This window comes from Thioclava atlantica (assembly GCF_000737065.1).
GTDB lineage: Bacteria > Pseudomonadota > Alphaproteobacteria > Rhodobacterales > Rhodobacteraceae > Thioclava > Thioclava atlantica.
Genome location: NZ_AQRC01000009.1, coordinates 128,153 through 151,192, shown reverse-complemented (window position 1 = coordinate 151,192; position 23,040 = coordinate 128,153). Strand labels below are relative to the sequence as shown.

23 protein-coding genes are annotated in these 23,040 nt (G+C 63.3%); 14 read left to right on the top strand and 9 right to left on the bottom strand.

Going from position 1 to position 23,040, the window contains the following annotated elements; all coding sequences use genetic code 11:
• Positions 1-14: 14 nt before the first annotated feature.
• Positions 15-1,847: an ATP-dependent zinc metalloprotease FtsH gene (gene ftsH / locus DW2_RS12380; protein WP_038146993.1), complete on the bottom strand. Its 1,833-nt coding sequence runs from the start codon at positions 1,845-1,847 to the stop codon at positions 15-17.
• A gap of 172 nt (positions 1,848-2,019) precedes the next feature.
• On the opposite strand from ftsH, the gene DW2_RS12375 reads away from it, so the two are divergent.
• The 10 genes from DW2_RS12375 to DW2_RS12330 all read left to right on the top strand — a co-directional run bounded on the left by DW2_RS12375 (position 2,020) and on the right by DW2_RS12330 (position 10,915).
• Positions 2,020-2,955, top strand: a complete 936-nt coding sequence (locus DW2_RS12375) for a zinc metalloprotease HtpX (RefSeq protein WP_038147080.1) — start codon at positions 2,020-2,022, stop codon at positions 2,953-2,955.
• Between the two features lie 268 nt (positions 2,956-3,223).
• Positions 3,224-3,652 (top strand): Hsp20/alpha crystallin family protein, encoded by a 429-nt coding sequence (locus DW2_RS12370; RefSeq protein WP_038146992.1) that lies wholly within the window; start codon positions 3,224-3,226, stop codon positions 3,650-3,652.
• Between the two features lie 15 nt (positions 3,653-3,667).
• A complete protein-coding gene (locus tag DW2_RS12365; protein WP_038146990.1) occupies positions 3,668-4,066 on the top strand; it encodes an Hsp20/alpha crystallin family protein in 399 nt (132 codons plus the stop codon).
• Positions 4,067-4,078: 12 nt separating this feature from the next.
• The gene (locus tag DW2_RS12360; RefSeq protein ID WP_238321325.1) at positions 4,079-4,576 is read left to right on the top strand and encodes an Hsp20/alpha crystallin family protein; all 498 of its coding nucleotides are present in this window, start codon (positions 4,079-4,081) and stop codon (positions 4,574-4,576) included.
• Positions 4,577-4,815: 239 nt separating this feature from the next.
• Entirely contained in the window at positions 4,816-5,841 is a 1,026-nt protein-coding gene (locus DW2_RS12355) for an IS1595 family transposase (RefSeq protein ID WP_038146989.1), read from the top strand.
• Positions 5,842-5,910: 69 nt separating this feature from the next.
• Positions 5,911-6,555, top strand: coding sequence for a DUF2268 domain-containing putative Zn-dependent protease (locus DW2_RS12350; RefSeq protein ID WP_038147078.1), 645 nt, complete (start codon positions 5,911-5,913; stop codon positions 6,553-6,555).
• A gap of 184 nt (positions 6,556-6,739) precedes the next feature.
• Complete coding sequence (locus tag DW2_RS12345; RefSeq protein ID WP_081874973.1) at positions 6,740-7,492, top strand: M48 family metallopeptidase; 753 nt, start codon at positions 6,740-6,742, stop codon at positions 7,490-7,492.
• A gap of 208 nt (positions 7,493-7,700) precedes the next feature.
• A complete protein-coding gene (locus tag DW2_RS12340) occupies positions 7,701-8,888 on the top strand; it encodes a DUF262 domain-containing protein (RefSeq protein ID WP_038146985.1) in 1,188 nt (395 codons plus the stop codon).
• Positions 8,881-9,999, top strand: coding sequence for an AAA family ATPase (locus DW2_RS19405; RefSeq protein WP_038146983.1), 1,119 nt, complete (start codon positions 8,881-8,883; stop codon positions 9,997-9,999). The genes DW2_RS12340 and DW2_RS19405 overlap by 8 nt, the downstream gene beginning before the upstream one ends.
• Before the next feature lies 1 nt (position 10,000).
• Entirely contained in the window at positions 10,001-10,915 is a 915-nt protein-coding gene (locus tag DW2_RS12330; RefSeq protein ID WP_038146981.1) for a hypothetical protein, read from the top strand.
• 577 nt (positions 10,916-11,492) lie between these two features.
• Here DW2_RS12330 and DW2_RS12325 read toward each other — a convergent pair.
• The 8 genes from DW2_RS12325 to DW2_RS12290 form a co-directional block, all read right to left on the bottom strand.
• Positions 11,493-12,464 carry a GAF domain-containing protein gene (locus DW2_RS12325; RefSeq protein ID WP_038146978.1) on the bottom strand — a complete coding sequence of 324 codons (972 nt, stop codon included), beginning with the start codon at positions 12,462-12,464 and terminating at the stop codon, positions 11,493-11,495.
• Positions 12,465-12,584: 120 nt separating this feature from the next.
• Positions 12,585-13,319 carry an RlmE family RNA methyltransferase gene (locus DW2_RS12320; protein WP_038147077.1) on the bottom strand — a complete coding sequence of 245 codons (735 nt, stop codon included), beginning with the start codon at positions 13,317-13,319 and terminating at the stop codon, positions 12,585-12,587.
• Positions 13,319-14,464 (bottom strand): Ppx/GppA phosphatase family protein, encoded by a 1,146-nt coding sequence (locus DW2_RS12315; RefSeq protein ID WP_038146975.1) that lies wholly within the window; start codon positions 14,462-14,464, stop codon positions 13,319-13,321. Before DW2_RS12315 ends, DW2_RS12320 begins: the two co-directional genes overlap by 1 nt.
• 124 nt (positions 14,465-14,588) lie before the next feature.
• On the bottom strand, positions 14,589-15,563 hold the full coding sequence (locus tag DW2_RS12310; protein WP_420340842.1) for a branched-chain amino acid ABC transporter permease: 975 nt from the start codon (positions 15,561-15,563) through the stop codon (positions 14,589-14,591).
• 31 nt (positions 15,564-15,594) lie between these two features.
• Complete coding sequence (locus DW2_RS12305; protein WP_238321324.1) at positions 15,595-16,491, bottom strand: branched-chain amino acid ABC transporter permease; 897 nt, start codon at positions 16,489-16,491, stop codon at positions 15,595-15,597.
• Positions 16,492-16,547: 56 nt separating this feature from the next.
• Positions 16,548-17,255 (bottom strand): ABC transporter ATP-binding protein, encoded by a 708-nt coding sequence (locus DW2_RS12300; RefSeq protein ID WP_202900116.1) that lies wholly within the window; start codon positions 17,253-17,255, stop codon positions 16,548-16,550.
• An 11-nt stretch (positions 17,256-17,266) separates the two neighbouring features.
• Positions 17,267-18,037, bottom strand: coding sequence for an ABC transporter ATP-binding protein (locus DW2_RS12295; protein ID WP_038146969.1), 771 nt, complete (start codon positions 18,035-18,037; stop codon positions 17,267-17,269).
• Positions 18,038-18,107: 70 nt separating this feature from the next.
• On the bottom strand, positions 18,108-19,325 hold the full coding sequence (locus DW2_RS12290) for an ABC transporter substrate-binding protein (protein ID WP_038146967.1): 1,218 nt from the start codon (positions 19,323-19,325) through the stop codon (positions 18,108-18,110).
• A gap of 356 nt (positions 19,326-19,681) precedes the next feature.
• Between DW2_RS12290 and DW2_RS12285 the strand changes: the two genes are divergently transcribed.
• From DW2_RS12285 to DW2_RS12270, 4 genes are all read left to right on the top strand, one after another.
• Positions 19,682-20,605: a LysR family transcriptional regulator gene (locus DW2_RS12285; RefSeq protein ID WP_038146966.1), complete on the top strand. Its 924-nt coding sequence runs from the start codon at positions 19,682-19,684 to the stop codon at positions 20,603-20,605.
• Positions 20,606-20,772: 167 nt separating this feature from the next.
• Positions 20,773-21,081 carry a virulence factor gene (locus DW2_RS12280; RefSeq protein ID WP_038146965.1) on the top strand — a complete coding sequence of 103 codons (309 nt, stop codon included), beginning with the start codon at positions 20,773-20,775 and terminating at the stop codon, positions 21,079-21,081.
• 13 nt (positions 21,082-21,094) lie between these two features.
• Entirely contained in the window at positions 21,095-21,988 is an 894-nt protein-coding gene (locus DW2_RS12275; RefSeq protein ID WP_038146964.1) for a methylenetetrahydrofolate reductase, read from the top strand.
• The gene (locus tag DW2_RS12270; protein WP_038146963.1) at positions 21,989-22,975 is read left to right on the top strand and encodes a methyltetrahydrofolate cobalamin methyltransferase; all 987 of its coding nucleotides are present in this window, start codon (positions 21,989-21,991) and stop codon (positions 22,973-22,975) included.
• The last annotated feature ends 65 nt before the right edge of the window (positions 22,976-23,040 follow it).

Genomic DNA, 23,040 nt, shown 5'->3' with positions numbered 1-23,040 from the left:
GGATAAGACCTGGATCAAGTCGCCTTGCCCCGGGGCGGGTGGACCTTGCCCTGAACCTCCGCAAGGTCGGTCTCGTCCAGCGTCTCCTTCTCCAGCAGTCGCTGCGCGGTCTCGTCCAGCAGGGCGCGGTTCGCCGTCAGCAACGCCACCGTGCGCTCGAAGACCCCATCGACGATGTCGCGCACCTTCGCGTCCATCCGCTCGGCAGTGGCGTCGCTGTAGCGGCGGTTGAGCCAGGACGACTGATCGCCGGTGCCAAGAAAGCCCGGTCGCTCGCTGTCGTAACTCACATGGCCCAGATCGGGGTCCATCCCGTAGCGCGCCACCATAGCGCGGGCGATGTCGGTGGCCTTCACCAGATCGTCCGCAGCCCCGGTCGAGAGATGATCGTAGATCACCTTCTCGGCCGCGCGCCCGCCCAGAAGCACGGCGATCTTGTTCTCCAGCTCCTCGCGGGTCATCAGGAAGCGGTCCTCGGTCGGGCGCTGGATCGTGTAACCGAGCGCGCCGATCCCGCGCGGGATGATCGAGACCTTGTGCACCGGATCCACCCCCGGCAGCGCCATCGCCACCAGTGCGTGGCCCATCTCGTGATGGGCCACGATCTCGCGTTCGCGTGCGTTCAGAACACGATTGCGCTTTTCCAGCCCGGCGACGATACGCTCTACCGCGTTGTTGAAGTCTTCCATGGTCACCGCATCGGCCTTTCGGCGGGTTGCCAATAGCGCCGCCTCATTGACCAGATTTGCCAGGTCCGCTCCGGAAAAGCCCGGGGTCAGCGCGGCGACCTTCTCGGCATCCACGTCCGGTGCGAGCGTCACCTTCTTCATGTGTACCCCGAGGATCTGGATGCGGCCCTTCTTGTCGGGCTTGTCCACCAGCACCTGCCGGTCGAAGCGCCCCGCGCGCAGGAGGGCGGGGTCGAGGATTTCGGGCCGGTTGGTGGCCGCCAGCAGCACGATGCCTGCCGACGGGTCGAACCCGTCGAGCTCGGTCAGAAGCTGGTTCAGCGTCTGCTCGCGCTCGTCATGACCACCGGCGACCTGCCCGGCCGCGCGGGCGCGCCCGAGCGCGTCGAGCTCGTCGATGAAGATGATCGCCGGGGCGGATTTCCGGGCCTGTTCGAACAGGTCGCGCACCCGCGCGGCGCCCACGCCCACGAACATCTCGACGAATTCCGACCCCGAGATCGAGAAGAAGGTCACGCCCGCCTCACCCGCCACGGCGCGCGCGAGCAGCGTCTTGCCGGTGCCGGGCGGGCCGACCAGCAGGATGCCCTTGGGGATGCGCGCACCGAGCTTGCCGTAGTCGGCCGGGTTCCTGAGAAACTGCACCACCTCTTCCAGCTCGGCCTTGGCCTCATCCACGCCGGCGACATCGGCGAAGCTGACGCCAGTTTCCTTTTCCATATAGACCTTGGCCTTCGACTTGCCGACCTGCATGAAGCCGCCGAAACCCTGCCTGTCGGCGAACTTGCGAAACAGCAGCATCCAGATGCCGAAGAAGACGAGCGCCGGCGCCACCCAGGAAATCAGCGTGCCGAGGAACGTGTTCTGCGGCACGCCGGTGATTTCGACCCCCTTCTTGTCGATCAGTTGCAGGATCGAGGGATCGACGATGGTGGTCACGAAGTCGTTCTTGCCTTCCACTGGAACCGTAAACCGGCCCGAAATCGTATCGCGCCCCACGGTGACCGATTCGATCTTGCCGTCCTCGAGATAGGTCTGGAACTGGCTGAAGTTGATCGGTGCGACGGATCGCCAGCCCGCGATCGCGTTTTGGAGGAATAGAACGGCCACAAAAGCCACCACCCAATACCAGATGTTGTATTCGGTCTTCTTTTCCATTTCTCACCTGTTAGGTTCCAACCCGCGAACAGCTTAATGCGTTGTCGGCGCACCGCCAGACCAAAGTCGCGCCCCACCTCGTTTTTCGGGGGCGGGATCATTCCAGGGGTCGAAACCGTCCGGCCCTTCGGCTATCTACGGACGACTGACCCCGATGAAAGGCCCGGCCGAGATGACGTTCAATCCCCGCCACCGGTTCATCAACCTTGCCCAGTCTGTCCTGCTGCTGGCGGGAATGGGCGCCATCGGCTGGGTCGCCCTCAATGCCATCGTCGGCCCCGATCTGGCGCTGGCCATCGTTCTGGGCTCGCTGGGTGGGCTCCTGCTGGCGCCGGGGATGTCGAAACAGATCCTGATCCGCGCCTATCGCGCCCGCCGCCTGACCGGGCGCGACTTTCCCGAGGGGCTGGCGATCCTGGGCGAGCTGGCGCGCCGGGCGGGGCTGCCGCGGGTACCGGAACTTTACTACATCCCCAGCGAATTGCCGAATGCCTTCGCCATCGGCAAGCCGGAAGACAGTGTGGTCTGCATCAGCGACGGGCTCTTGCGGCTGCTCGATCGCCGCGAGCTGGCCGGCGTGCTGGCCCATGAGGTCGCCCATGTCGCCCATCGCGACCTGTGGATCATGGGGCTGGCCGATGCGTTGTCACGGGCGGTGTCGCTGGCATCCTGGTTCGGCCAGGTTATCCTGCTTGTGAACCTGCCGCTGATCCTCATGGGTGCGGCCTATGTGCCCTGGGAGGTGCCGCTTCTCCTGATCTTCTCGCCCACAATCATGGCGCTGCTGCAGCTTGCCCTATCGCGGACGCGGGAATATGAGGCCGATCTGGGCGGTGCGCGGCTGAGCGGCGACCCGGAGGGGCTGGCCTCGGCGCTTCTCAAGCTCGAACGCAGCGCGGGGCGGTTGTGGGAAGAGATGTTCCTGCCAGGCCGCCGCATCCCGGTGCCCTCGCTTTTGCGCACCCATCCGCCGACCGAGGAGCGGGTGCAGCGGCTGCGCGCGCTGGCGGGGCCGCTTCGGCCGACGCATCCCGAGGCGCCGTTGCGCCTGCCGCAGGTCGGCCGGATCGCGCCGCCGCGCTTCGGGCCCTGGGGTGTCTGGCGCTGAGCGAAAATTTCGTCGTGCCTCTCTTGAAACGAGCGTGACACATTCCTTGATTACAATCGAGACGCCCAATTGGGGTTTCAAGGACACGCAGAAAGGTTCGGCTGCAAGAGCGGACCACCGATGGCTCGCCAGTTCGGGAGTTTATCGGAAACGCGACGACACTCGAACGCCGATCGTCCGGCGGACCTTTCAACCTGTCCGGCTCCTCGGGCACCCTGGCTGACACGAGACCTTTCGTGTCATGGATTGGCAATGAAGGAGGCGAGACATGCTTTATCCCACATACATGCGCCGAAGCGACCCGTTCGCGCTGATGCGCTCCTTGCTGCGCGATGCAGACCGCTTCACGCCGTCGTTCGCGGCCCGGCCCGCCTTTCCGGCGGTGAACGTCTGGCAGAGCGACGAGGCCGTGGCGATCACCGCCGAACTGCCCGGCGTCGATCCGGCCGATATCGACATCCATGTGAAAGACGACGTGCTGACGATTTCGGGCGAGCGCAAGGCACCGGAATTGCCCGAGAACGCCCGCTGGCACCGCAACGAACGCGGCTATGGCAAGTTCAGCCGTGCCGTCCGTCTGCCCTTCGCCGCCTCCGATGACAAGGTCGAGGCGCGGATGACGGATGGCGTTCTGCGCATCGTCGTCGGCCGTCCGGAAGAGGACAAGCCGAAAAAGATCGCGATCAAGGCCGCCTGAGAGGAGGAGTTCGACATGACCACCGAAGTCACTAAAACTGCCGAGAAGACCCCGGCCGAGACGCCCGAGACCACCACCGGCGGGCGCGTCTATCAGCCGCTGGCCGATATCGTCGAGACAGACGAGGGCGTGACGCTGATGCTCGAGATGCCGGGTGTTGTCCCCGATGACGTGGATGTCACGCTGGAAAAGCGCGTGCTGACGATCCGCGGCAAGGTGCGGCCCACCAGCACCGAAAAGCTGCAACTGGCCTATGCCGAATATGGCGAGGGCGATTACGAGCGATCCTTCACCCTGTCGGAGGATTTCGACCCCGAAAGGATCGAGGCATCGGTCTCGCACGGCGTGCTGACGCTCTCGCTGCCGCGCGCGGCCGAAACTAAGCCGAAGAAGATCGCCGTCAAAGCGTCCTGAACAGAAGGAGGAATGGATATGCAGATCAAGGACCTGATCCCCTGGGCGCACAAAGATCACGCGCCCGAACCGAAAGCTGGTGACCAGAATCCCATCGCTACGCTTCAGCGAGATATGAACCGCCTGTTCGAAGGCTTCTGGAACCGCGTCGGCGATCTCGACTGGCCCTGGGGCAGCGGAGAGGCCCGCTCGGACGTGGTCGAGACCGACAACGCGGTCGAGGTGTCGATCGAGCTCCCCGGCATGGAGATGAAGGACATTGAGGTGTCCGTCAGCGACGACATGCTGACCGTCAAGGGCGAGAAGAAGATCGAGCGGCAGGACGAGAAGAAGGGCTACTACCTCTCCGAGCGCAGCTATGGCGCGATCTACCGCACGATTCCGCTGCCGCCCGGCGTCGATGGCGAGAAGGCCGAGGCGAGTTTCAAGGACGGCGTGCTGACGATCCGTCTGCCGCAGACACCCGAAGCCCAGGCCAAGGTCAAGCGCATCGAGGTCAAGGGCGCCTGAGGGCGTGTCACGGCGCCGCCGCGGGATAACCCGGCGGCGCCTTTTCCCCGAAAAAGAGATGACATGCTGGCAAGACTCGCCCTAATATTTATTCCCTATTATCCACGAGAAAAAGCAAGGCTTTCGGAAATGCTCAGCCTGCTTGCCTCGCGAAGGCCCCGGCTACGCCATAACGTCGTCGCTTCCGGTTAGGAGAAATCGGCCAATCTTCTGGGTTTCCCCCGAAGCGAGGCCACTCCATGATCACCGAACTGAAGTCCGTCCGCGATGTCTGGAAGAAGATGCCGACCGAACGTCACGCGCGGCTCTTCCTCGAGAACGCCATCTGGGGCGATGACCGGTTCTGTCCACATTGCGGCAGCTTGAGTTCGCGCCCGCTGCGCGGTGAATCCGTGCGCCCTGGCCTGTATCAGTGCATCGAGAGTGAATGCCGCCGCCAGTTCACCGTCACCACGAGGACGCCGCTCCACGCGACAAAGCTGGATCTCCGGACCTGGATCGCCGCGATGTTCCTCGTGCTGACGTCTTCCAAGGGCATCTCGTCGGTCGTGATGTCGCGCATCTTGGGGGTGAACCAGAAGACCGCGTGGAAGCTTGGCCACGCCATACGCGAGATGATGGATGATCGGCAGGGCATTGCCGGCCGACTGTCGGGTGTGGTCGAGGTCGATGAGGCCTTCGTCGGCGGCAAGCCAAAGTTCCGCCATGGCGTCAAGAACAAGCGGGGTCGAGGAACAGGCAAGCCGATCGCGCTCGTTGCTGCGGCGCGGAACGGTCAGGCTCGAGCTATTCTCATCCCGAATGCTCAAGCGCGCACGATGAAGCCCATCATCGAGGGCTGGATCGACCCGACCTCGGCGCTCGTCACCGACAAGAACCCGAGTTACGGAAAGATCGGGGCATCTTTTGCCAGCCACCATACGATCCAGCACAACAAGCGCCAGTATGCGAATACGAAGACCGGGGCGCATATCAACACCGTCGAGGCCGTGAACGCGGTCGTCCAGCGCGCTCTGATCGGCGTGTATCACCGTCTCGGACGGAAGCACCTACAGCGATACCTGGACGAGATCATCTGGAGGTGGAACCACAGGACCCCGGAGAGCAAAGTGCGGAAGCGGAAGTCTTCATCGGGCCTCTCAACCGCCGAGACCACGTCAGTATGGAGGCCGATCCCGGTTGTGGATCAGATGCGTGGCCTGCTCTGCGGAGCCGTCGGCCGCCAGATGAGACGCACACCGTCGTGGGGTCTTCGGTGGCCATGACCCCGTCGCAGCGAAGGTCCACTGAGAGCCCATTGCGGTCATAGGCATTCAAATGCGATGTTCCCAACCATGCCCAAGATGAACTTGCATATGATCAACGCGCGCCATCAGCTTACCGGCATAGCTAAATGGCTTTCAGAGCGGCTGGACGATGCTTTTGCGGTGTCTGCCAAGCATTTGCCGCTGCTCGATACGGATGTGATCATGAGGGCCGGTAAAGCCGTCATTCCTGAGAAGGGGCATCTGGGATATGCGCCCGAAAGGGGGCTGATCTACGTTACCGTAGACCCGGAAAATCCAGTCTTGCGGACGAACCCATCACAGTCTTTGGAACGTATGCTGGCGCATGAACTGCACCATTCCTCACGCTGGGACGGTCCAGGTTATGGCAAAACACTCGGTGAGGCGCTTGTTTCGGAGGGGTTGGCTGGGCATTTCGCACAGGAAGTTTATGGCGGCGAGCGTGAGCCTTGGGAGCAAGTGCCAGTCAGCACCTTGCGTCCCTACCTTTTCAAAGCTCAAGCTGATTGGCAAAGCGCCGATTACAATCATGCTGAATGGTTCTTCGGATCACACGAATTCCCGGCATGGGTGGGCTACTCCCTCGGGTATGAGATGGTAGGGCGTTATCTGGCTGCGCATGGTGATGCGCGTGCCGCGAAACTGGTCCACGCGGATGCTGCCGATTTTCGCGTATTTCTTGACGCTGTTTGAGGGGCCAGTTCGTCCGAGAAGCTGTCGAACGCGAACTTGGCGAGCCTCCTGCTTTTTCTCGTGGATAATAGGGAATTATTTTCGACGCGCAAATCCAAGGTTTCGGTGTCGACGAGGCAGAAGCCCTTGCTGACCAGCTGATGCAGCAGGCAAAAGCCAATGATGACAAACTGCGAGCGGCCTGATGTCCAAGCTTCCCATGTCTCCAATCCGAACCGGCGGAAAGCCCGCTCGAGTGAGCGAGCATCAACTGGAGATTGATGGTCTTTCCTTCGATGTTCATCGCAGTGATCGCCGCAAGACCATGCAGATCACGGTGGAACGTTCTGGTGAGCTGTCAATCGTTGCGCCTTCGACTGTTCCCGCTGATCAACTGGTCAGTTTCGTTGAAGAGAAGTTAATCTGGATTCACACCAAGGTCGAAGAGAAGGCAAGGCTTCAACAATGTGCCCCGAGAAAGGAATTCGTGGAGGGTGAAGGTTTCTTGTACCTTGGCCGGAGCCACCGCCTGCGTCTTATTGACAATCAACTGGTAGACCTCAGCCTGAAAAACGGCCGGTTCTGCCTGAGACGCGGCTCTATTCATCGAGGGCGGGACATCTTTGTCTCATGGTATACGCGGAGAGCCCAACAATGGTTCGAGAAGCAGGTCGCCGGGCTTTCCAACCGCATGGGTGTGACAGTGCAGGAGGTCAAAGTTCAAGATCTTGGCTTCAGATGGGGGTCTTTCGGCGCCGACGGCCGCGTTTCATTTCACTGGAAAGCTATCCTCCTGCCTCCCCGCATAGCCCAGTACGTTGCAGTGCATGAATTGGCACATGCTCATTACCCAGACCATTCCGCAAATTTCTGGATCAAGGTGGAGCAGCATTTGCCAGACTGGCGTTGGAGAAAGACTTGGCTGGCAGAGAATGGAATTCAGGCAGAGGGCCTATAGAACTAAGCCGCTCACCACACCGGTTGAGAAGTTCCGCAATGTGCCAAGATCGCCGCTGCGGTCGAAAGGGTGAGAAGCGGTCGTTCACTGCTCGCTCATGAAATGTCCGGTTTAGGCACCGACTTCTCGCCGCTCCATGAACCACTTTATTTGCTTTGCGGACGCGCAGTTGCTGGAACTGGATGTGGTGATTTGCTAGCTTGCGACCATGGCGACAGAAACGATTATCACCGACGCGCAACGCATGACCGAAGAGGGGACCTCGTTCGGGACGCCCAGCGGTATTGAACGGGAACTGCCGAGTGAGACTGTCGACGACCTACAGATCGCCGAACCGTTTAATCCTGATGATATCGACGTCACAACGCGCTCGATGACTATTGATCTTCTCCTATCGCGGATCCGTAGCAAGGCGATCGATCTCGAACCCGATTTTCAGCGACGCCGCGGCATCTGGACTGATCGCCAGCAGAGCCGGTTGATCGAGTCGCTGCTTCTCCGCATTCCGTTACCTACGCTCTATGCCGCCGAAGACGAGGAAGAGGATTGGGCGATCGTCGATGGGATCCAGCGCTTGACGACGATAACGCGCTTCATCGAACCAGAAGCAATCGGGGAAACCCCACTAAGCCTGACCGGGATGGAATATCTCGGTGAATCCTTCAATGGCAAGTTCTTCGCCGATCTCCCTGCGCGGCTGAAGCGCCGTTTGCGCGAGACCGAGCTCGTCGTTCACGTGATTCGTCACGGTACTCCGCAGGAAGTGAAGTTCAATATCTTCGCGCGGATCAACACCGGCGGCATGCCGCTCTCGGCGCAGGAACTGCGCCATGCCCTGATTCCGGGCAAGTCGCGGCATTTTCTTGGCCGGCTGGCTGGGCTCGAGGCGTTCAAGCAGGCTACCACCTATAGCATTCGCGACGAACGAATGGCCGATCGTGAGATGGTTTTGCGGTTCGTCGCCTTCAGCATGACCCGGCCTGAAGACTTCCGCGCCTATGATTTCGACCGCTTCCTTGGCGACGCGATGCGCGAGATAAATCGTCTCGACGATGCCGGTCTGCAAAGGCTCGAACACAGTTTCATTCGGGCGATGGATAGCGCGCGCGAAATCTTCGGCCAAGATGCGTTCCGCAAACGCTATCGCGAAACCGATGCGCGCTTCCCGATCAACAAAGCGCTGTTCGAGACCATTGCCGTGTCGCTCGCCAACCTCTCGGACAGCGAACTCGAGCGCTGCATATTACGGCAAGACGAGGTCCGTCGTCGGATGATGGAGGCGATGCAGGACCGAGAATTCGAGTCCGCCATTTCTCAGGGTACTGGCGGTATCGGCAAGGTGCGCAAGAGGTTCGAGACGGTGTCAAAGATGCTCAAGGACGTCGCCAATGTATAACGCCCTCACCTTGCATAATTTCAAGGCCTTCCGCGATATCCATATCCCCCTGAAGCCGTTGACCTTGCTGGCTGGTCTGAACGGTTCAGGGAAGAGTACCACGCTACAAGCGTTGGCTTTGCTCCGCCAATCATGGGATACTGGCTTCCTCTCGAGCCAGGGTTTTCTTCTGAACGGTGACTTACTCGAGCTCGGCACCGGTGTCGATGTGCTCAACGATGAGCATGATGACGAAGAAATCGGCATCACGCTGCATGGTCCCAAAGAGCGGGCCTTTGCGTATCGCGTCGCTTATGATCCTCGAGGCGATTTGCTGCATTTTGCCGTCAAACCCGAGTCTGGCTTTTACTCGGGGCTGGAGCATCAACGCGGCCTGTTCGGACATTGTTTTCAATATCTGCGCGCCGATCGCGCCGGGCCCGAGGTGAGCTTTCCGAAGGCCTATCACCTTGTCAACGAGCGCCGATTTCTTGGAAGCCGCGGTCAGTATACTGCGCATTTCCTGAGCCTGTTCGGCGACGATGAGGTCAATCCAAAACTTCGACATTCCAATGAGGCGGCCCCTGGGCTGCTCTCGCAAGTCAACGCCTGGCTGAAGGAGTTCAGCCCCGGCGTAGGGCTCGCTGTCGAGGACATCCCACGCACCGATGCCGTGCGCCTCGATTATTTCTACGGCGGGAGTGCCGGAATCAGTGGGTCCAATCCCTATCGCTCGACCAATGTCGGCTTCGGGCTGACTTATGTCCTTCCAATTCTCGTTGCGTGCCTGGCATCACCGCCTGACAGCTGGCTCCTGATCGAGAACCCGGAAGCGCACCTCCATCCGCAAGGCCAGGCTGCAATGGGGCAATTGATGGCGCGATCCGCCGCGACTGGTACAAGGATCGTGGTCGAAAGCCATAGCGATCATTTCCTCAATGGCATTCGCCTCGCCGTGAAGAACGGCGAAATTCTCGCCGGGGACGTCGGTCTCAATTTCTTCCGCCGGCCGTCCGGTATCAGCCAACCCGAGCGCGTTCATCCGGTCGTCACCCCCGAGGGTCGGCTCACAGACTGGCCCGATGGTTTCTTCGATCAATGGGACAAATCGCTCGATCAGCTGTTGAGTTGATATGACATTCATCGCTTTCTTAAACGAACTGTCCTTTCCAAGCGGCGCCGTTGAAGAGGAAGCCGCGGAAGCGGCGGTCTTGGGGCTGGCCAAGACGCTGCAGTCTTTGCGGCGGATCCATTCGAGCGCGGCGCTCCACTCCTCCGTGCCGCTGGCGTCGATTCCGCTCGGCGATGAGCAGTGGCTTGGCACGGTTATGGCAAAGGGACGCAGTCGCGACGAATGGCGGCTATTGCGCGGATTTGAGAACCGCGCGCCTTTCCGTGTCGAGTTGGGTGAAGCATTCGGCCTCGAAGCGGAATATCGTCACAATGACGTTCTGGCCGACGGTCTGGGCCTGAGCCACACCGTCGGTACACTCGGCGTCAGCTTTGCAACCGAGCCTTGGCTGGTCCCTACCGTGCCGCTCCATCGCATTTCGCTCGATAAAGACGGTGAGTGCGACGAACAGATCGTTCGCGTCCATCACGCCGCCACGCCCGCGCATGTCAGCGGCCATGACGAATGGCTGCGGCGGATGCCCGGAGAGCACGTGCGCGACGGCGAAGAGCTGTGGGCCCGCCGCGCCGAGATATTCCCGCATTTACTCTTCCTCCCGCGCACTGAGGCGCATCTACGCGCGTTAAAGGCTGGCGAGATCCACTTGGCATCTGCACAGCACGCGCTGATGGACCTCGAGATCGCCGCGGCGCGCTGGAAGATAAAGGATGCCGCGATGCCGACTTTCCTAACCAAAACCACACCGGAGGGGGAACAGCGGAGCAAGCTGTTCTACTTTGATGATCTGTCGGGCGTCCAACGCTGCTTCGACTGGCATTCGCGCTACACGCCCGGTGCCGGCAGGATTCACTTCTGGTGCGACCGTTCGTCGGGCCGACTTACGATCGCCCATGTCGGCGAAAAAGTACCGAGTTGATTGGGGCAAACGTAAGAGCCTTTCTGTGAGCACCCAATAAGAGCCGACGGAAGCTCATCCATGGGCTTGGTAGAACGCATGGGCCTGCAAAATGTGCTGCGGTGCCGCACTTGTTCAGATGTTTAATTCACTTTGAAATTCAATTCCGTCCCGCATCACTACCTTCATCGCCGAGTGCTGCTTCGGCACTCGTCGAACAGCGGCTTTGGGAAAGCAGAGAAGCGATATCCGTACCGTGTGACCGTCCGCAAAAGGGCCGAGCGCAGCACGATGCTGTGGCCTCAGCTATGCGGCGGCGCGGGGTTTTCTGCTACACGCCCAGTTTGACTGCCAGTGCAATAGGCACGAATGTTGTTTTTTTGGTGGGAAGCTGAAAACATGCAGGAATTAACGGATCTGGTGCCAGTCGGTTACGACATCGGCAACATGCTGCGAATTCACTGTGACTTTTTAGATCGCCACTTAAAGTCCAACCCGCATTGTGCAGTCTGAGTTTCTCCTGTTTCCTTATGAAGTCGTCTGCCAAATAACAGTCAAACTAGGCCCCCTGCCCCCACCTCAAGATACACCATCCGGATCAGACCCCGAGATTGAGCGCCTTGGCCTTGCGGTAGAAGGTCGCCCGCCCGATCCCGAGATCGCGCGCGGCGGCCGAGACATTGCCGCCATTGCGCGCGAGCGCCCGGGCCATCGCGGCGCGCTGCGCCTCTTCGAGCCCGTTGCGCATCCCCTGCTCGAGCAGGTCGGTCGCCGGGAGCTGCCCGATCTGGCCGGTCTCGAGCCCGAGATGGCGGCGCGCGGCGCGGGTCGCGCCGACCACGAGATCGTCGCGATCGAGCGCGAGCAGCATCACGCCCTGCGCCCCCGCCTCCCCGGTGCCGATCGAGAGGATCCGTGCGCCTTCATAGGAGGCGCGGAACAGATCGGCCTCGATCCGGTAGGCCGCATCCTGGACGGTGAGCGCCACGAGGCGCGCGTAGCCTTCGGTCATGTCCGCGCGCGCGGAACTCACATCGATCACCCCCGCCAGATCGCCCTGCGCCCCGAAGATCGGCGCGCCCATGCAGGTCAGCGCGGTGTTGCGGGTGCGGAAATGCTGGTCGCGCCAGACGGTGACGGGACGGGCTTCGGCCAGACAGGTGCCGATCCCGTTCGTGCCCTCCCGCCCCTCGGACCAGTCCGATCCGGGAGCGAGGTTCGAGGCGTGGAAATCCTCGGCATCGCCATCGCGCACCCGCTCGTCGAGCACGAGACCGCCGGCATCGGAGAGCAGCACCGAACAGCCCGCATCGCCCGCGGCGCGCGAAAGCCGATCTAGCACCGGCGAGGCGATCCGCATCATCAGCTCGGCCCTCTCGCGACGCGCGCGCATCTCGGTCTCGCTCAGGCGATCCTTGGGGCCGGCCTCGCCGGGGTCGATATGGTGATGGAGCAGCGAGCGGCGCCAGCTCGCGGCAAAGCCCGAGCGCACCGCGGAATGCGGCGAAGACACCACCTCGCGCACGATATCGGCATGATGGCGTTGCGTGGTCCGGATCTGCGACGGCATGCGAAAGCCTCCCCTCTTGCGCTGCGTCAGAGCAGGGAGGCTAGATCGATTCGGAGCGTTCACCACGAAAATTCGCTGCTGCAGCTGCTAAAACTGTCTCGAAAGTGAGACAGTCGGAGGTCACTCTTCCTCGTGGCGGCGGCCCCGGAACCCCTGGGCGACCACGAATTTCTCGGAACTGTCGGAACGCGAGGCGGGGGGTTTCACGTTCGCGACCTTCTCGAAATTCTTCTTCAGCGTCGTCAGGAGGCTCTGCTCCGCCCCGCCCGCGAGGACCTTGGCGACGAAGGTGCCGCCCTCCTCGAGCACGTCGAAGGCAAACTCGGCCGCCGCCTCGCACAGCGCGATGATGCGCAGGTGGTCGGTGTTCTGGTGGCCCGAGGACGCCGCGGCCATGTCCGACATCACCACGTCGGCCGGGCCGCCGAGCCACTCCTTCACCTTGTCATCCGCGCCTTCTTCGAGGAAGTCGAGCTGGTGGATCTCGGCGCCGGGGATCGCGTCGACCTCTTGCAGGTCGACGCCCAGAACCGTGCCGACCTTCTTGCCCGATTTCTCGCCGAGCGCATTGACCCGCTTCACCGCGACCTGACACCAGCCGCCTGGCGCGCAGCCCAGATCCACCACCCGCGCGCCGGGCACGAGGAAGCGGTACTTGTCGTCGAGCTCCATGATCTTGTAGGCCGCGCGGCCCCGGTAGCCCTCTTTCTTCGCGCGCTGCACGTAAGGGTCGTTGAGCTGGCGCTCGAGCCAGAGCGTCGAGGAGAGCTTGCGCCCCTTGGCGCTTTTCACGCGCACCCGCAGATCGCGCTGGCCGCGCCCGGAGGTGTTCTTTCCAGTCGGTGTCTTCGCCATCATTCCATCTCTTCGAGTACGCCGTCGGCGGCCATCTGCGCGTAAAGGAGCCCCTCGCGCAACCCCCGGTCCGCCACCGAGAGCTGATCGGTCGGCCAGACCCGCATCAGGGCCTGCAGGATCGCCGCCCCCGACATGATGAGGGTATGCCGGTCGCGCCCGATGCGCGGATCGGAGCGCCGCCCCTCGGGGCCGAGTTGCAGGAAGGAGCGGATCACCGCGTCGATCTGCGCGGAACTCATCGTCAGCCCGTCCACCCGGTTGCGGTCATAGCGCTTGAGACCGAGGTGACAGGCCGCCACCGTCGTCACCGTGCCGGACGTGCCGATCACCTGGAAGCCCTCTTGCGGGCTGCCCGAGGCATAGGGCGTGAAATCGGCCAGTTTCTCTTCGAAGAACCAGCTCATCAGCGCGAAGCGCGCGGCATCGTCCTCGACATCGGCGAACTGGTCCTTGAGCGTCGCCACGCCAAGGGGAACCGAGATCCAGTCCACCACCCGCGCGGCGGGCTCCGGCCCATCGGGCTGGTTGAACCCCTGCGACAGGCGCATGATCGCCCGGGCGCGGTCGCCGGGGGGAACGTCCTCGAGGTCGATCCAGACCAGTTCGGTCGAGCCGCCGCCGATATCGACCACCAGCACCTGTTCGGATTTCGGAGAGACCAGCGAGGCGCAGGAGATCACCGCGAGACGCGCTTCCTCCTCGGGCGGGATGATCTCGAGCGGCAAGCCCGTCTCGCGCCGCACATAGCGGATGAAATCGCGCGCGTTCTTCGCCCGGCGGCAGGCCTCGGTGGCCACCAGCCGCATCTGCAACACGCCATGGGCTTCGATCTTGCGCCGGCAGATCTGCAACGCCTGCACCGTGCGCGACATCGAGCTGCGCGAAAGCCGGCCATAGGTCTCGAGACCCTGGCCGAGCTGGACCGCCTTCGAGAAGCTGTCCACTACCTGGAACTGCGACCCGCTGGGGCGGGCGATCAGCATCCGGCAACTGTTCGTGCCAAGATCGAGAGCGGCATAAAGCCCCTCACCGGCCTTGGCGGTCTGGGTCGCGGGTGGCTCGACCTGAGCCGGTTTCACCGCTTTCGCGGGGTTCGCAGCTTTCGGGAGCGCGCCCGCCGACCGGCGACGCCTGGGCGCCATCTTAACGCCCTCCGATTTCAAGTTGTCACAAAACTATCGACTCGGAGGGGCCGGTTCAAGGGAGCGTGTCAGAGAAGTGATGGTTTGCAAGCGGCGCGCGGGGCCTCCCCCGCGCGCCGGGCTCTCAAAGAGAGGAGATCCGCAGCAGGCGGGCGATCTCGCCCACGATCCCGCGGCGGAACAAGAGCACGCAGGCGATGAAGGTGGCCCCGATCACCACCTGAACCCAGCTGCCGATCCCGCTCAGGACGTGCTGGAGCGTGACCACGATGAACGCGCCGACCACCGGGCCGAAGATCGTGCCCATGCCGCCCAGCAGCGTCATCAGGATCACCTCGCCCGACATCTGCCAATGCGCGTCCGTGAGCGAGGCGAACTGGAACACCATCGCCTTGGTCGAGCCCGCAAGCCCCGCCAGCGCCGCCGACAGCACGAAGGCGAGCAGCTTGAAGCGGTCGACGTTATAGCCCAGCGACAGCGCCCGCGGTTCGTTCTCGCGGATCGCCTGCAGCACCTGCCCGAAGGGCGAATGGATGATGCGGTAGATCGCGAGGAAGCCCACGAGGAAGATCGCCGCCACGAAATAGTACATCGCGAAGGGGTCGTTGAGATCGAAGATCCCCAGCAGATGCCCGCGCGGGATCCCCTGCAACCCGTCCTCGCCGCCGGTGAAGGGCATCTGCAGCGCGAAGAAATACACGATCTGCGCGAGCGCGAGCGTGATCATCGCGAAATAGATCCCCTGCCTGCGGATCGCGAGCGCCCCCACGACCCAGCCGAGCGCGGCGGCAAACAGCATCCCCGAGACGATGCCGAGGATCGGCGGGAAGCCCCAGACCTTGAGCACATGACCCGCGATATAGGCGGCGCCGCCGAAGAAGGCCGCATGGCCGAAGGAAAGCAGGCCGGTGAAGCCGATCAGCAGGTTGAAGGCCGCCGCGAAGAGCGCAAAGCACAGAAGCTGCATCACGAAGACCGGGTAGAGGAAGAAAGGCGCCGCGGCCAGGAAGGCCAGCAGGAGCCCCCAGAACACGAACTGCGCCGCGCGCGAGCGGGTCTTCTGCTCGGGGCTGGTCGCTTCGGCGTCGAATTCGCCGATTTCACTCGTCGTATTGCTCATGCTCTCACCCTCACCCTTGACGCCCGAAGAGACCCGACGGCCGCACCAAAAGCACGATCACCATCAGCAGGAAGATCACCGTGTTCGCAGCGGGCGCGTAGAACACCTTGGTCACCCCCTCGACGAGGCCGAGCGCGAAGCCGGTGACGACGGCGCCCATGATCGAGCCCATGCCGCCGATCACTACGACCGCGAAGATCACGATGATCAGGTTCGCGCCCATCAGCGGGCTCACCGAGTAGATCGGCGCGGCCAGCACGCCCGCCAGCCCCGCAAGCCCGGTGCCGAAGCCGAAGGTTAGCATCACCATCAGCGGCACGTTGATCCCGAAGGCCTTCACCAGCTCGGGGTTCTCGGTGCCCGCCCGCAGCCGCGCGCCGATCCGGGTGCGCTCGATCATGAACCAGACCGCCAGGCAGACGATGATCGAGAAGACGATCACGAAGAGACGGTATTTCGGGAACATCATGAAGCCGAGATTGGTCACGCCCTTGAGGCTTTCGGGCATGCCCGGATAGGGGGTGCCCGAGGCGTTGAAGAAGTTGATGAAGACGCCCTGCAGGACCAGGGTGACACCGAAGGTCAGCAGCAGCGAATAGATCGGGTCCAGCTTGTAGAGGCGGCGCAGCAGGAAGCGCTCGATCAGCATCCCGAAGCACGCCACCAGGATCGGTGCGAGGATCAGCGTCGGCCAGAAGCCGATATGCAGATCCGCCATCCCGATCCAGGTCCCGAGATAGGAATAGAGGATCAGCGCGAGGAACGCGCCCAGCATGTAGAGCGCGCCATGCGCGAAATTGACCACGTTGAGAAGGCCGAAGATCACCGCGAGCCCGAGGCTCAGCATCGCGTAGAACACGCCGTTATTGAGGCCCAGCATCCCCTGGGCGAGTATCAGTCGGATCATTGGATCCATAGGGTTATCCTCCCTGTCGGGTCCGGTTGCCCGGCCCGGTTTTCTCGTTACACGCTCAGATAGTGGTTGAGCCGGTCCATGCTGGTCTCGACCTGGTCGTGCTCGATCACGTCGACCACCTTGCCATGCTCGATGACGTAGTGACGGTCGGCCAGCGGCGCCGCGAAACGGAAATTCTGCTCCACCAGGACGATCGTGTAGCCGCGCGACTTGAGATCGCGAATCACCCGTCCCAGCGTCTTGACGATCACCGGCGCGAGGCCTTCGGTGATCTCGTCGAGCAGCAACAGCCGCGAGCCGGTGCGCAGGATCCGCGCGATCGCGAGCATCTGCTGCTCGCCGCCCGAAAGCCGCGTGCCCATCCGCTTGCGCACATTCGCGAGGTTGGGGAACATCTCGAAGAGCTCCTCGACCGACATGCCGCCCTCGCCCACATCGGGCGGCAGCATCAGGTTCTCCTCGACATTGAGCGAGGCGAAGATGCCGCGCTCCTCCGGGCAATAGCCGATGCGCCCCTCGGGCGAGATCCGGTGCGGCGGCTTGGTCAGGAACTCCTCGCCATTGATCCGGATCGAGCCTTCGCGGCGGTCCACCATGCCCATGATCGCGCGCAGCGTCGTGGACCGGCCCGCGCCGTTGCGGCCCAGAAGCGTGATCAGCTGCCCCTCGCCCAGTTCGAGGTCGATCCCATGCAGGACGTGGCTCTCGCCATACCAGGCGTGCAGGTTCTCGATCTTGAGCATCGGTTTGGTCATCGTCGCGGTGCTCATGCCATCTCCTCCTCGTCGGCGGAGACGCCCATATAGGCCTCCATCACCTGCGGGTTCTTCGACACTTCGGAATAGGGCCCCTCGGCAAGCACCTCGCCACGCGCGAGCACCGTGATCGTGTCGGCCAGTTCGGCCACGACGCCGAGATTGTGTTCCACCATGACGATCGTGCGGCCCTCGCGGACGCGCCCGATCAGTTCCGTCACCGCGCCCACATCCTCGGTGCCCATGCCCTGCGTCGGCTCGTCGAGCAGCATCAGCTCGGGCTCGAGCCCCAGCGTCGTCGCGATCTCGAGCGCACGCTTGCGGCCATAGGGAAGCTCCACCGCGCGCAGATGCGCGAACTCCCTGAGGCCGACCTGGTCGAGCTGGTCGAGCGCCTTCGCGTCGAGATCGTGCAGGACCGATTTCGACCGCCAGAACTGATAGCTGACCCCGAGGCTGCGCTGCAGCGCGAGGCGCACATTCTCGAGCGCGGTCAGATGCGGGAAGACGGCCGAGATCTGGAACGACCGGACGACGCCCATATTCGCGATCTCGGCGGGTTTCTTGTTGGTGATGTCGCCGCCATTGAACAGGATCTGACCCGAGGTCGGCGTGATGAATTTCGTGAGCAGGTTGAACATCGTGGTCTTGCCCGCGCCGTTGGGCCCGATGATCGCGTGGATCGCTCCGCGCTTGATGCGCAGGTCCACGTCGTTCACCGCCACGAAGCCGCCGAAGCTCTTGGTCAGCTTGCGCGCTTCGAGAATGATCTCGTCACTCATGATCTCTCTTTCGGACTGATACGTCAGCGGGGGCGGCCAGAGACCGCCCCCGTTCCAAACTGCGTTCAGGTCACTTCTGGACCAGCGGGCAGCCGCCCTCTTCGAGCGAGGCGTAGGCCTCGTTGCCCGGAATGGTGCGAACGACGTCGGCCACGTCCCAAGGATCGGTGCCGTCCTGCTTCACCTTCAGCAGGTACATGTCATGCTCGAGCAGACCGTCGGCGCGGATATGGCCGCCCTTGGCGAAGAAGTCGTCGATCTTCATCTTGCCGAGCTCGGCGCGCACCTTGTCGGGATCGTCGGTGCCCGCGGCCTTGACCGCGTTCAGATAGGCCATGGTGAGCGAGTAGTCGGCCGCATGCGGGAAGGTCGGCGCTTCGCCGCCCGAGAACTTCTCGTATTCCGCTTCCCACTTGCGCGACTCGTCGTCCTGGTTCCAGTACCAGCCGGTGGTGAACTGCAGGCCGTTCGCGACATCGGTGCCGAGCGATTTCACGTCGGAGATCAGCACCAGCATTCCGGCGAGCTGCTGACCGCCCGCGACGATGCCGAATTCATGCGCCTGCTTGATCGCGTTCACGGTGTCCTGACCGGCATTGGCCAGACCGATCACCTTCGCGCCCGAGCTTTGCGCCTGCAGCAGGTAGGAGGAGAAATCGGTCGTCGCCAGCGGCACGTCCGAAGAGCCCACCACCTTGCCGCCGAGACCCTCGACCACTTCCGCGGTGTTGTTCTGAAGCGCATGGCCGAAAGCGTAATCGGCGGTGATGAAATACCAGCTGTCGCCGCCATTCTTCACGACCGCGCTCGCGGTGCCGACCGGCAGCGCATGGGTGTCGTAGCCGTAATGGATGCCGTATTGGGTGCAGGCCTTGCCGGTCAGATCGGCGGTCGCGGCACCGGTGGCCATGGTGATCGTCTTCTTCTCGGACGCGAGCTGCTGCACCGCGAGCGCCACGGCCGAGTTGGTCAGGTCGGTGATCATGTCGACATGATCCTGGTCGATCCACTGACGCGCGGTGGCCGAGGCCACGTCCGCCTTGTTCTGGTGGTCGGCCGAGATCACCTCGATCGGCTTGCCGAGCACGGTGCCGCCGAAGTCGCGCACCGCCATCTTGACCGCGTCGACCGCGCCCTTGCCCGAGAAGCCGGTCGAATAAACGCCCGACATATCGCCCAGGACGCCGATCTTGACGACACCGTCCGAGACCGCGTCCTGCGCCAGGGCGCCATGGGCCCCCAGAGCCAGCGCGGCAGCGCTTACGCCCGCATAGATCGCTGATTTCATGTATAGTCCTCCCGTTTTTGGTTTCGCACGCCACATGCCCGGCCGACGGCCGATGCGCATGGCGCACAGCTTCAGGCAGCGCCTCCGCGCTCCCGAAAAGGCCTTGAGACTGGCTCACTCCTCCAGACACGGCCCGAACTCCTCCAGAGGGCCGTCTACAGGGAAACAGCTAGCCCGCATCCGGAGCTTTCAAGCCATCCTCCCCGTCGGTTCCCCCCAAGCCAGTAAAAATTCCGTCATCCTCTCCATGACGGGCAATTTCCGACTCTGGCCAAAAGGTTAGGTGGGAAAAAGCCCGTGACCATGCCACGTTTCGCCAACCCGATGTGCAGGAATACTCATACGAGCGAGAGATCATGAGCTTCGACTGGAACGACTTGCGATTCTTCCTCGCCGTGGCCCGGACCGGGCGGCTCACCGTAGCGGCGCGGATGATGGGCACCGATCACGCGACGGTCTCGCGGCGCGTGCGCGCACTCGAACTCCAGCTCGGCACGCAGCTCTTCGAACGCTCGCCGCGCGGCTACGCGCTCAGCGAACATGGCGAACGGTTGCTCGCGCATGCCGAGAAGATCGAGAATGCGGCCGCAAAAGTACAGGACGATCTTTCGGGAACGCTCTACGCGCTCTCGGGCACGGTCCGGATCGGCGCGCCGGACGGGTTCGGCGCCTTCTTCCTCGCGCCCCGCCTGGCCGATTTCGCCGTCGCCAATCCCGAGCTCGAAGTGCAGCTCGTCGCGACGCCGCGCCAGTTCAGCCTCTCCAAGCGCGAGGCCGATCTCGTGATCAGCCTCGACCGGCCCGAGAAGGGACGTCTGGTCACGCGAAAGCTCACTGATTACACGCTCCACCTCTATGCCACCCAGGACTATCTCGATCGCTCGCCGCCGCTCCGGCGCAAGGAGGATCTCTCCGAGCACCTGTTGATCGGCTACATCTCGGAGCTGATCTTCACACCCGAACTCGACTACCTGCCCGCCGTGGCCGAGAACGATCAGCACCGTTTCTCCTCGACCAACCTGTTCGCGCAGATGCGCGCGGCCGAGGCCGGGAAAGGCGTCTGCGTGCTGCCCGATTTCATGGCCTGCCACAGCCCCGCGCTGGTCCCCGTGCTGCCGCGGGACGTCGAGTTGAAGCGCTCCTACTGGCTGCTCACCCATCAGGATCAGCGCGAGATCGCCCGGGTGCGCGCCGCGATGAGCTTCGTCGCCGAGCAGGTGGGCCGCGCGCGGGCCGAATTCCTCCCCGAGATCGCGCCCCCCGCCCAGCCCGGCGCTTGAGGCGCGCTCATCATCTTGTCGCGGATTTTTCCGATCCGGCAGGCTGGCCGCGGCCCCTGCCCGGCTGCTAAGACCTGTCAGCGTCGCTCACCCGCGACGGAATGTCGAAAAACCACCGCGGCAGATGTCGCATTCGCCATACATCTTGGACACGAGGAGAGATTCGCATGGCACAGATCACCCTGGTCTACTGGCGCGATATCCCGGCCCAGATCATCGCGGGCAAGGGTCGGCGCGGGGTGAAGAAACCCCTGCCCGAGCGTTTCGAGCAGGCGATCGACCGGGCCGCGATGAAGATCGGCGCGAAGGATAGCGACGCCTATCTGGCCGAGTGGCGCAAGGTAGCCGCGGGCGAAGAGCCGGGCGACGATGCCGAGGCCGCCGAAGCGGTGCTGGCGCGGATCCTCTCCGACTACGACACGGCGCGCCTGCGCGCGCTGATCGCCAATGACGGGTGGGAGCCCCCGTCTTCGTAAGGGAGAGACGCGAATGGCACTTGTGAATTTCCGCCGCGAGGCCCTGAAACCGGCGGCGCGCCCGCCGGTGAATGCCCGGATCGCCGCGCTGCTCGACGGCGCCTCGGTCGAGGTGATGCCGCGCACCGCCGCCAAGGTGGAAAGCTTCCGCGAGTTGCTCGCGCCGGGCAGCCGCGTCTATATCGCCCATATCGACGGCACCCCCTTCGAGGAGATGCTCGCCACCGCGCGCCGCCTGCGCGCGGAAGGCTTCGAGCCGATGCCGCATTTCCCCGCGCGCATCATCCGCGACGCGGCCCAGCTCCACGACTGGGTGCAGCGCTACAAGGGCGAGGCCGGCGTGCGCCAGGCGCTGCTCCTGGGCGGTGGCGTGAAGGAGCCCGCGGGCGAATTCCACTGCGCGATGCAGATGATCGAGACCGGCGCCTTCGACGGCTTCGCGCGGCTCCATGTCGCGGGCCATCCCGAGGGCAATCGCGACATCGACCCGAACGGCGGCGAGGCCGAGGCGATGGCCGCGCTCAAGCTGAAACAGGATTTCGCCAACCGCACCGATGCCGATATGGCGATCGCCACGCAATTCGCCTTCGAGGCCGGACCGATCCGCGACTGGGCCGAACGGCTCGAGGCCAACGGCATCGAGATGCCGGTGCATCTGGGCGTGGCGGGCCCCGCCAAGCTGCAGACGCTCCTGAAATTCGCCATCGCCTGCGGCGTCGGCCCCTCGCTGAAGGTGCTGCAAAAGCGCGCCCGCGACGTGACCAAGCTGCTCCTGCCCTTCGAACCGACCGTGCTTCTGGCCGATCTCGCCGCTGATCGCCCCGGTAATATCGAAGCCATACATTTCTTCCCGCTGGGCGGCATCGCCGCCACGGCAAACTGGATCGACGAACAGAGAGGCCACTGAATGACCCGTACCGTCCTTGAATCGAAATCCAAGACCGTCGTGATCGGCTTCGACGAGCCCTTCTGCGTCATCGGCGAACGGATCAACCCGACCGGGCGCAAGAAACTCGCAGCCGAGCTCGAAATGGGCGATTTCTCGACGGTCGAGAGGGATGCGCTCGAGCAGGTCGCCTGTGGCGCCGGCGTGCTCGACATCAATTCGGGGGCGGTCTTCTCGAACAAGATGGCCGAGGACCCGCGCTATGCCGACAACAACTTTGTCGAACCGCCGCTGATGCGCGACCTGATCGCGAAGGTGCAGGCGGTGGTCGATGTGCCGCTGTGCATCGACAGCTCGGTGCCGGCCGCGCTCGAGGCGGGGCTCGCGGTGGCCGAGGGGCGTCCGCTGGTGAACTCGGTCACCGGCGAGGAGGAGAGGCTCGAACTCGTGCTCCCGCTGGTGAAGAAATACAACGTGCCGGTCGTCGCGATCTCGAATGACGACACGGGCATTTCCGAAGACCCCGACGTGCGCTTCGCGGTCGCCAAGAAGATCGTCGAGCGCGCCGCCGATTTCGGCATTCCCGCGCATGACATCGTGGTCGATCCGCTGGTAATGCCGGTGGGTGCGATGGCCACCGCGGGGCGTCAGGTCTTCACCCTCGTGCATCGCCTGCGCACGGAGCTGGGCGTCAACACCACCTGCGGCGCCTCGAACGTCTCCTTCGGCCTGCCCAATCGCCACGGCATCAACGGGGCCTTCCTGCCGATGGCGATCGGTGCGGGCATGACCTCGGCGATCATGAACCCGGTGCGCAACCAGGAGATGGAGGCGATCCGCGCCGCCAACCTGCTGATGAATCACGACCCGAACGGGATGGAGTGGATCAAGCTGTCGAAGACGCTCGACGCGATGCGCGAGGCCGGCCAGAGCTTCGCCGAAGCCTCGGCCGCCGCGGTGACCAGCGGCGGTGGACGCCGCGGAGGACGTCGCCGCACCCGCGGCTGAGCCGATCCCGCGAGACGACAGGAGGCCCGGGCCGGTCCCGGGCGTCATTGACGTTGCGCAAGGGG

What these genes read in the sequence shown, in the direction of transcription:
- ftsH (WP_038146993.1), bottom strand. Translation starts at nt 1,847, where the DNA reads ATGGAAAAGAAGACCGAATACAACATCTGGTATTGGGTGGTGGCTTTT.
- DW2_RS12375 (WP_038147080.1), top strand. Translation starts at nt 2,020, where the DNA reads ATGACGTTCAATCCCCGCCACCGGTTCATCAACCTTGCCCAGTCTGTC.
- DW2_RS12370 (WP_038146992.1), top strand. Translation starts at nt 3,224, where the DNA reads ATGCTTTATCCCACATACATGCGCCGAAGCGACCCGTTCGCGCTGATG.
- DW2_RS12365 (WP_038146990.1), top strand. Translation starts at nt 3,668, where the DNA reads ATGACCACCGAAGTCACTAAAACTGCCGAGAAGACCCCGGCCGAGACG.
- DW2_RS12360 (WP_238321325.1), top strand. Translation starts at nt 4,079, where the DNA reads ATGGATATGCAGATCAAGGACCTGATCCCCTGGGCGCACAAAGATCAC.
- DW2_RS12355 (WP_038146989.1), top strand. Translation starts at nt 4,816, where the DNA reads ATGATCACCGAACTGAAGTCCGTCCGCGATGTCTGGAAGAAGATGCCG.
- DW2_RS12350 (WP_038147078.1), top strand. Translation starts at nt 5,911, where the DNA reads ATGCCCAAGATGAACTTGCATATGATCAACGCGCGCCATCAGCTTACC.
- DW2_RS12345 (WP_081874973.1), top strand. Translation starts at nt 6,740, where the DNA reads ATGTCCAAGCTTCCCATGTCTCCAATCCGAACCGGCGGAAAGCCCGCT.
- DW2_RS12340 (WP_038146985.1), top strand. Translation starts at nt 7,701, where the DNA reads ATGGCGACAGAAACGATTATCACCGACGCGCAACGCATGACCGAAGAG.
- DW2_RS19405 (WP_038146983.1), top strand. Translation starts at nt 8,881, where the DNA reads ATGTATAACGCCCTCACCTTGCATAATTTCAAGGCCTTCCGCGATATC.
- DW2_RS12330 (WP_038146981.1), top strand. Translation starts at nt 10,001, where the DNA reads ATGACATTCATCGCTTTCTTAAACGAACTGTCCTTTCCAAGCGGCGCC.
- DW2_RS12325 (WP_038146978.1), bottom strand. Translation starts at nt 12,464, where the DNA reads ATGCCGTCGCAGATCCGGACCACGCAACGCCATCATGCCGATATCGTG.
- DW2_RS12320 (WP_038147077.1), bottom strand. Translation starts at nt 13,319, where the DNA reads ATGGCGAAGACACCGACTGGAAAGAACACCTCCGGGCGCGGCCAGCGC.
- DW2_RS12315 (WP_038146975.1), bottom strand. Translation starts at nt 14,464, where the DNA reads ATGGCGCCCAGGCGTCGCCGGTCGGCGGGCGCGCTCCCGAAAGCTGCG.
- DW2_RS12305 (WP_238321324.1), bottom strand. Translation starts at nt 16,491, where the DNA reads ATGATCCGACTGATACTCGCCCAGGGGATGCTGGGCCTCAATAACGGC.
- DW2_RS12300 (WP_202900116.1), bottom strand. Translation starts at nt 17,255, where the DNA reads ATGACCAAACCGATGCTCAAGATCGAGAACCTGCACGCCTGGTATGGC.
- DW2_RS12295 (WP_038146969.1), bottom strand. Translation starts at nt 18,037, where the DNA reads ATGAGTGACGAGATCATTCTCGAAGCGCGCAAGCTGACCAAGAGCTTC.
- DW2_RS12290 (WP_038146967.1), bottom strand. Translation starts at nt 19,325, where the DNA reads ATGAAATCAGCGATCTATGCGGGCGTAAGCGCTGCCGCGCTGGCTCTG.
- DW2_RS12285 (WP_038146966.1), top strand. Translation starts at nt 19,682, where the DNA reads ATGAGCTTCGACTGGAACGACTTGCGATTCTTCCTCGCCGTGGCCCGG.
- DW2_RS12280 (WP_038146965.1), top strand. Translation starts at nt 20,773, where the DNA reads ATGGCACAGATCACCCTGGTCTACTGGCGCGATATCCCGGCCCAGATC.
- DW2_RS12275 (WP_038146964.1), top strand. Translation starts at nt 21,095, where the DNA reads ATGGCACTTGTGAATTTCCGCCGCGAGGCCCTGAAACCGGCGGCGCGC.
- DW2_RS12270 (WP_038146963.1), top strand. Translation starts at nt 21,989, where the DNA reads ATGACCCGTACCGTCCTTGAATCGAAATCCAAGACCGTCGTGATCGGC.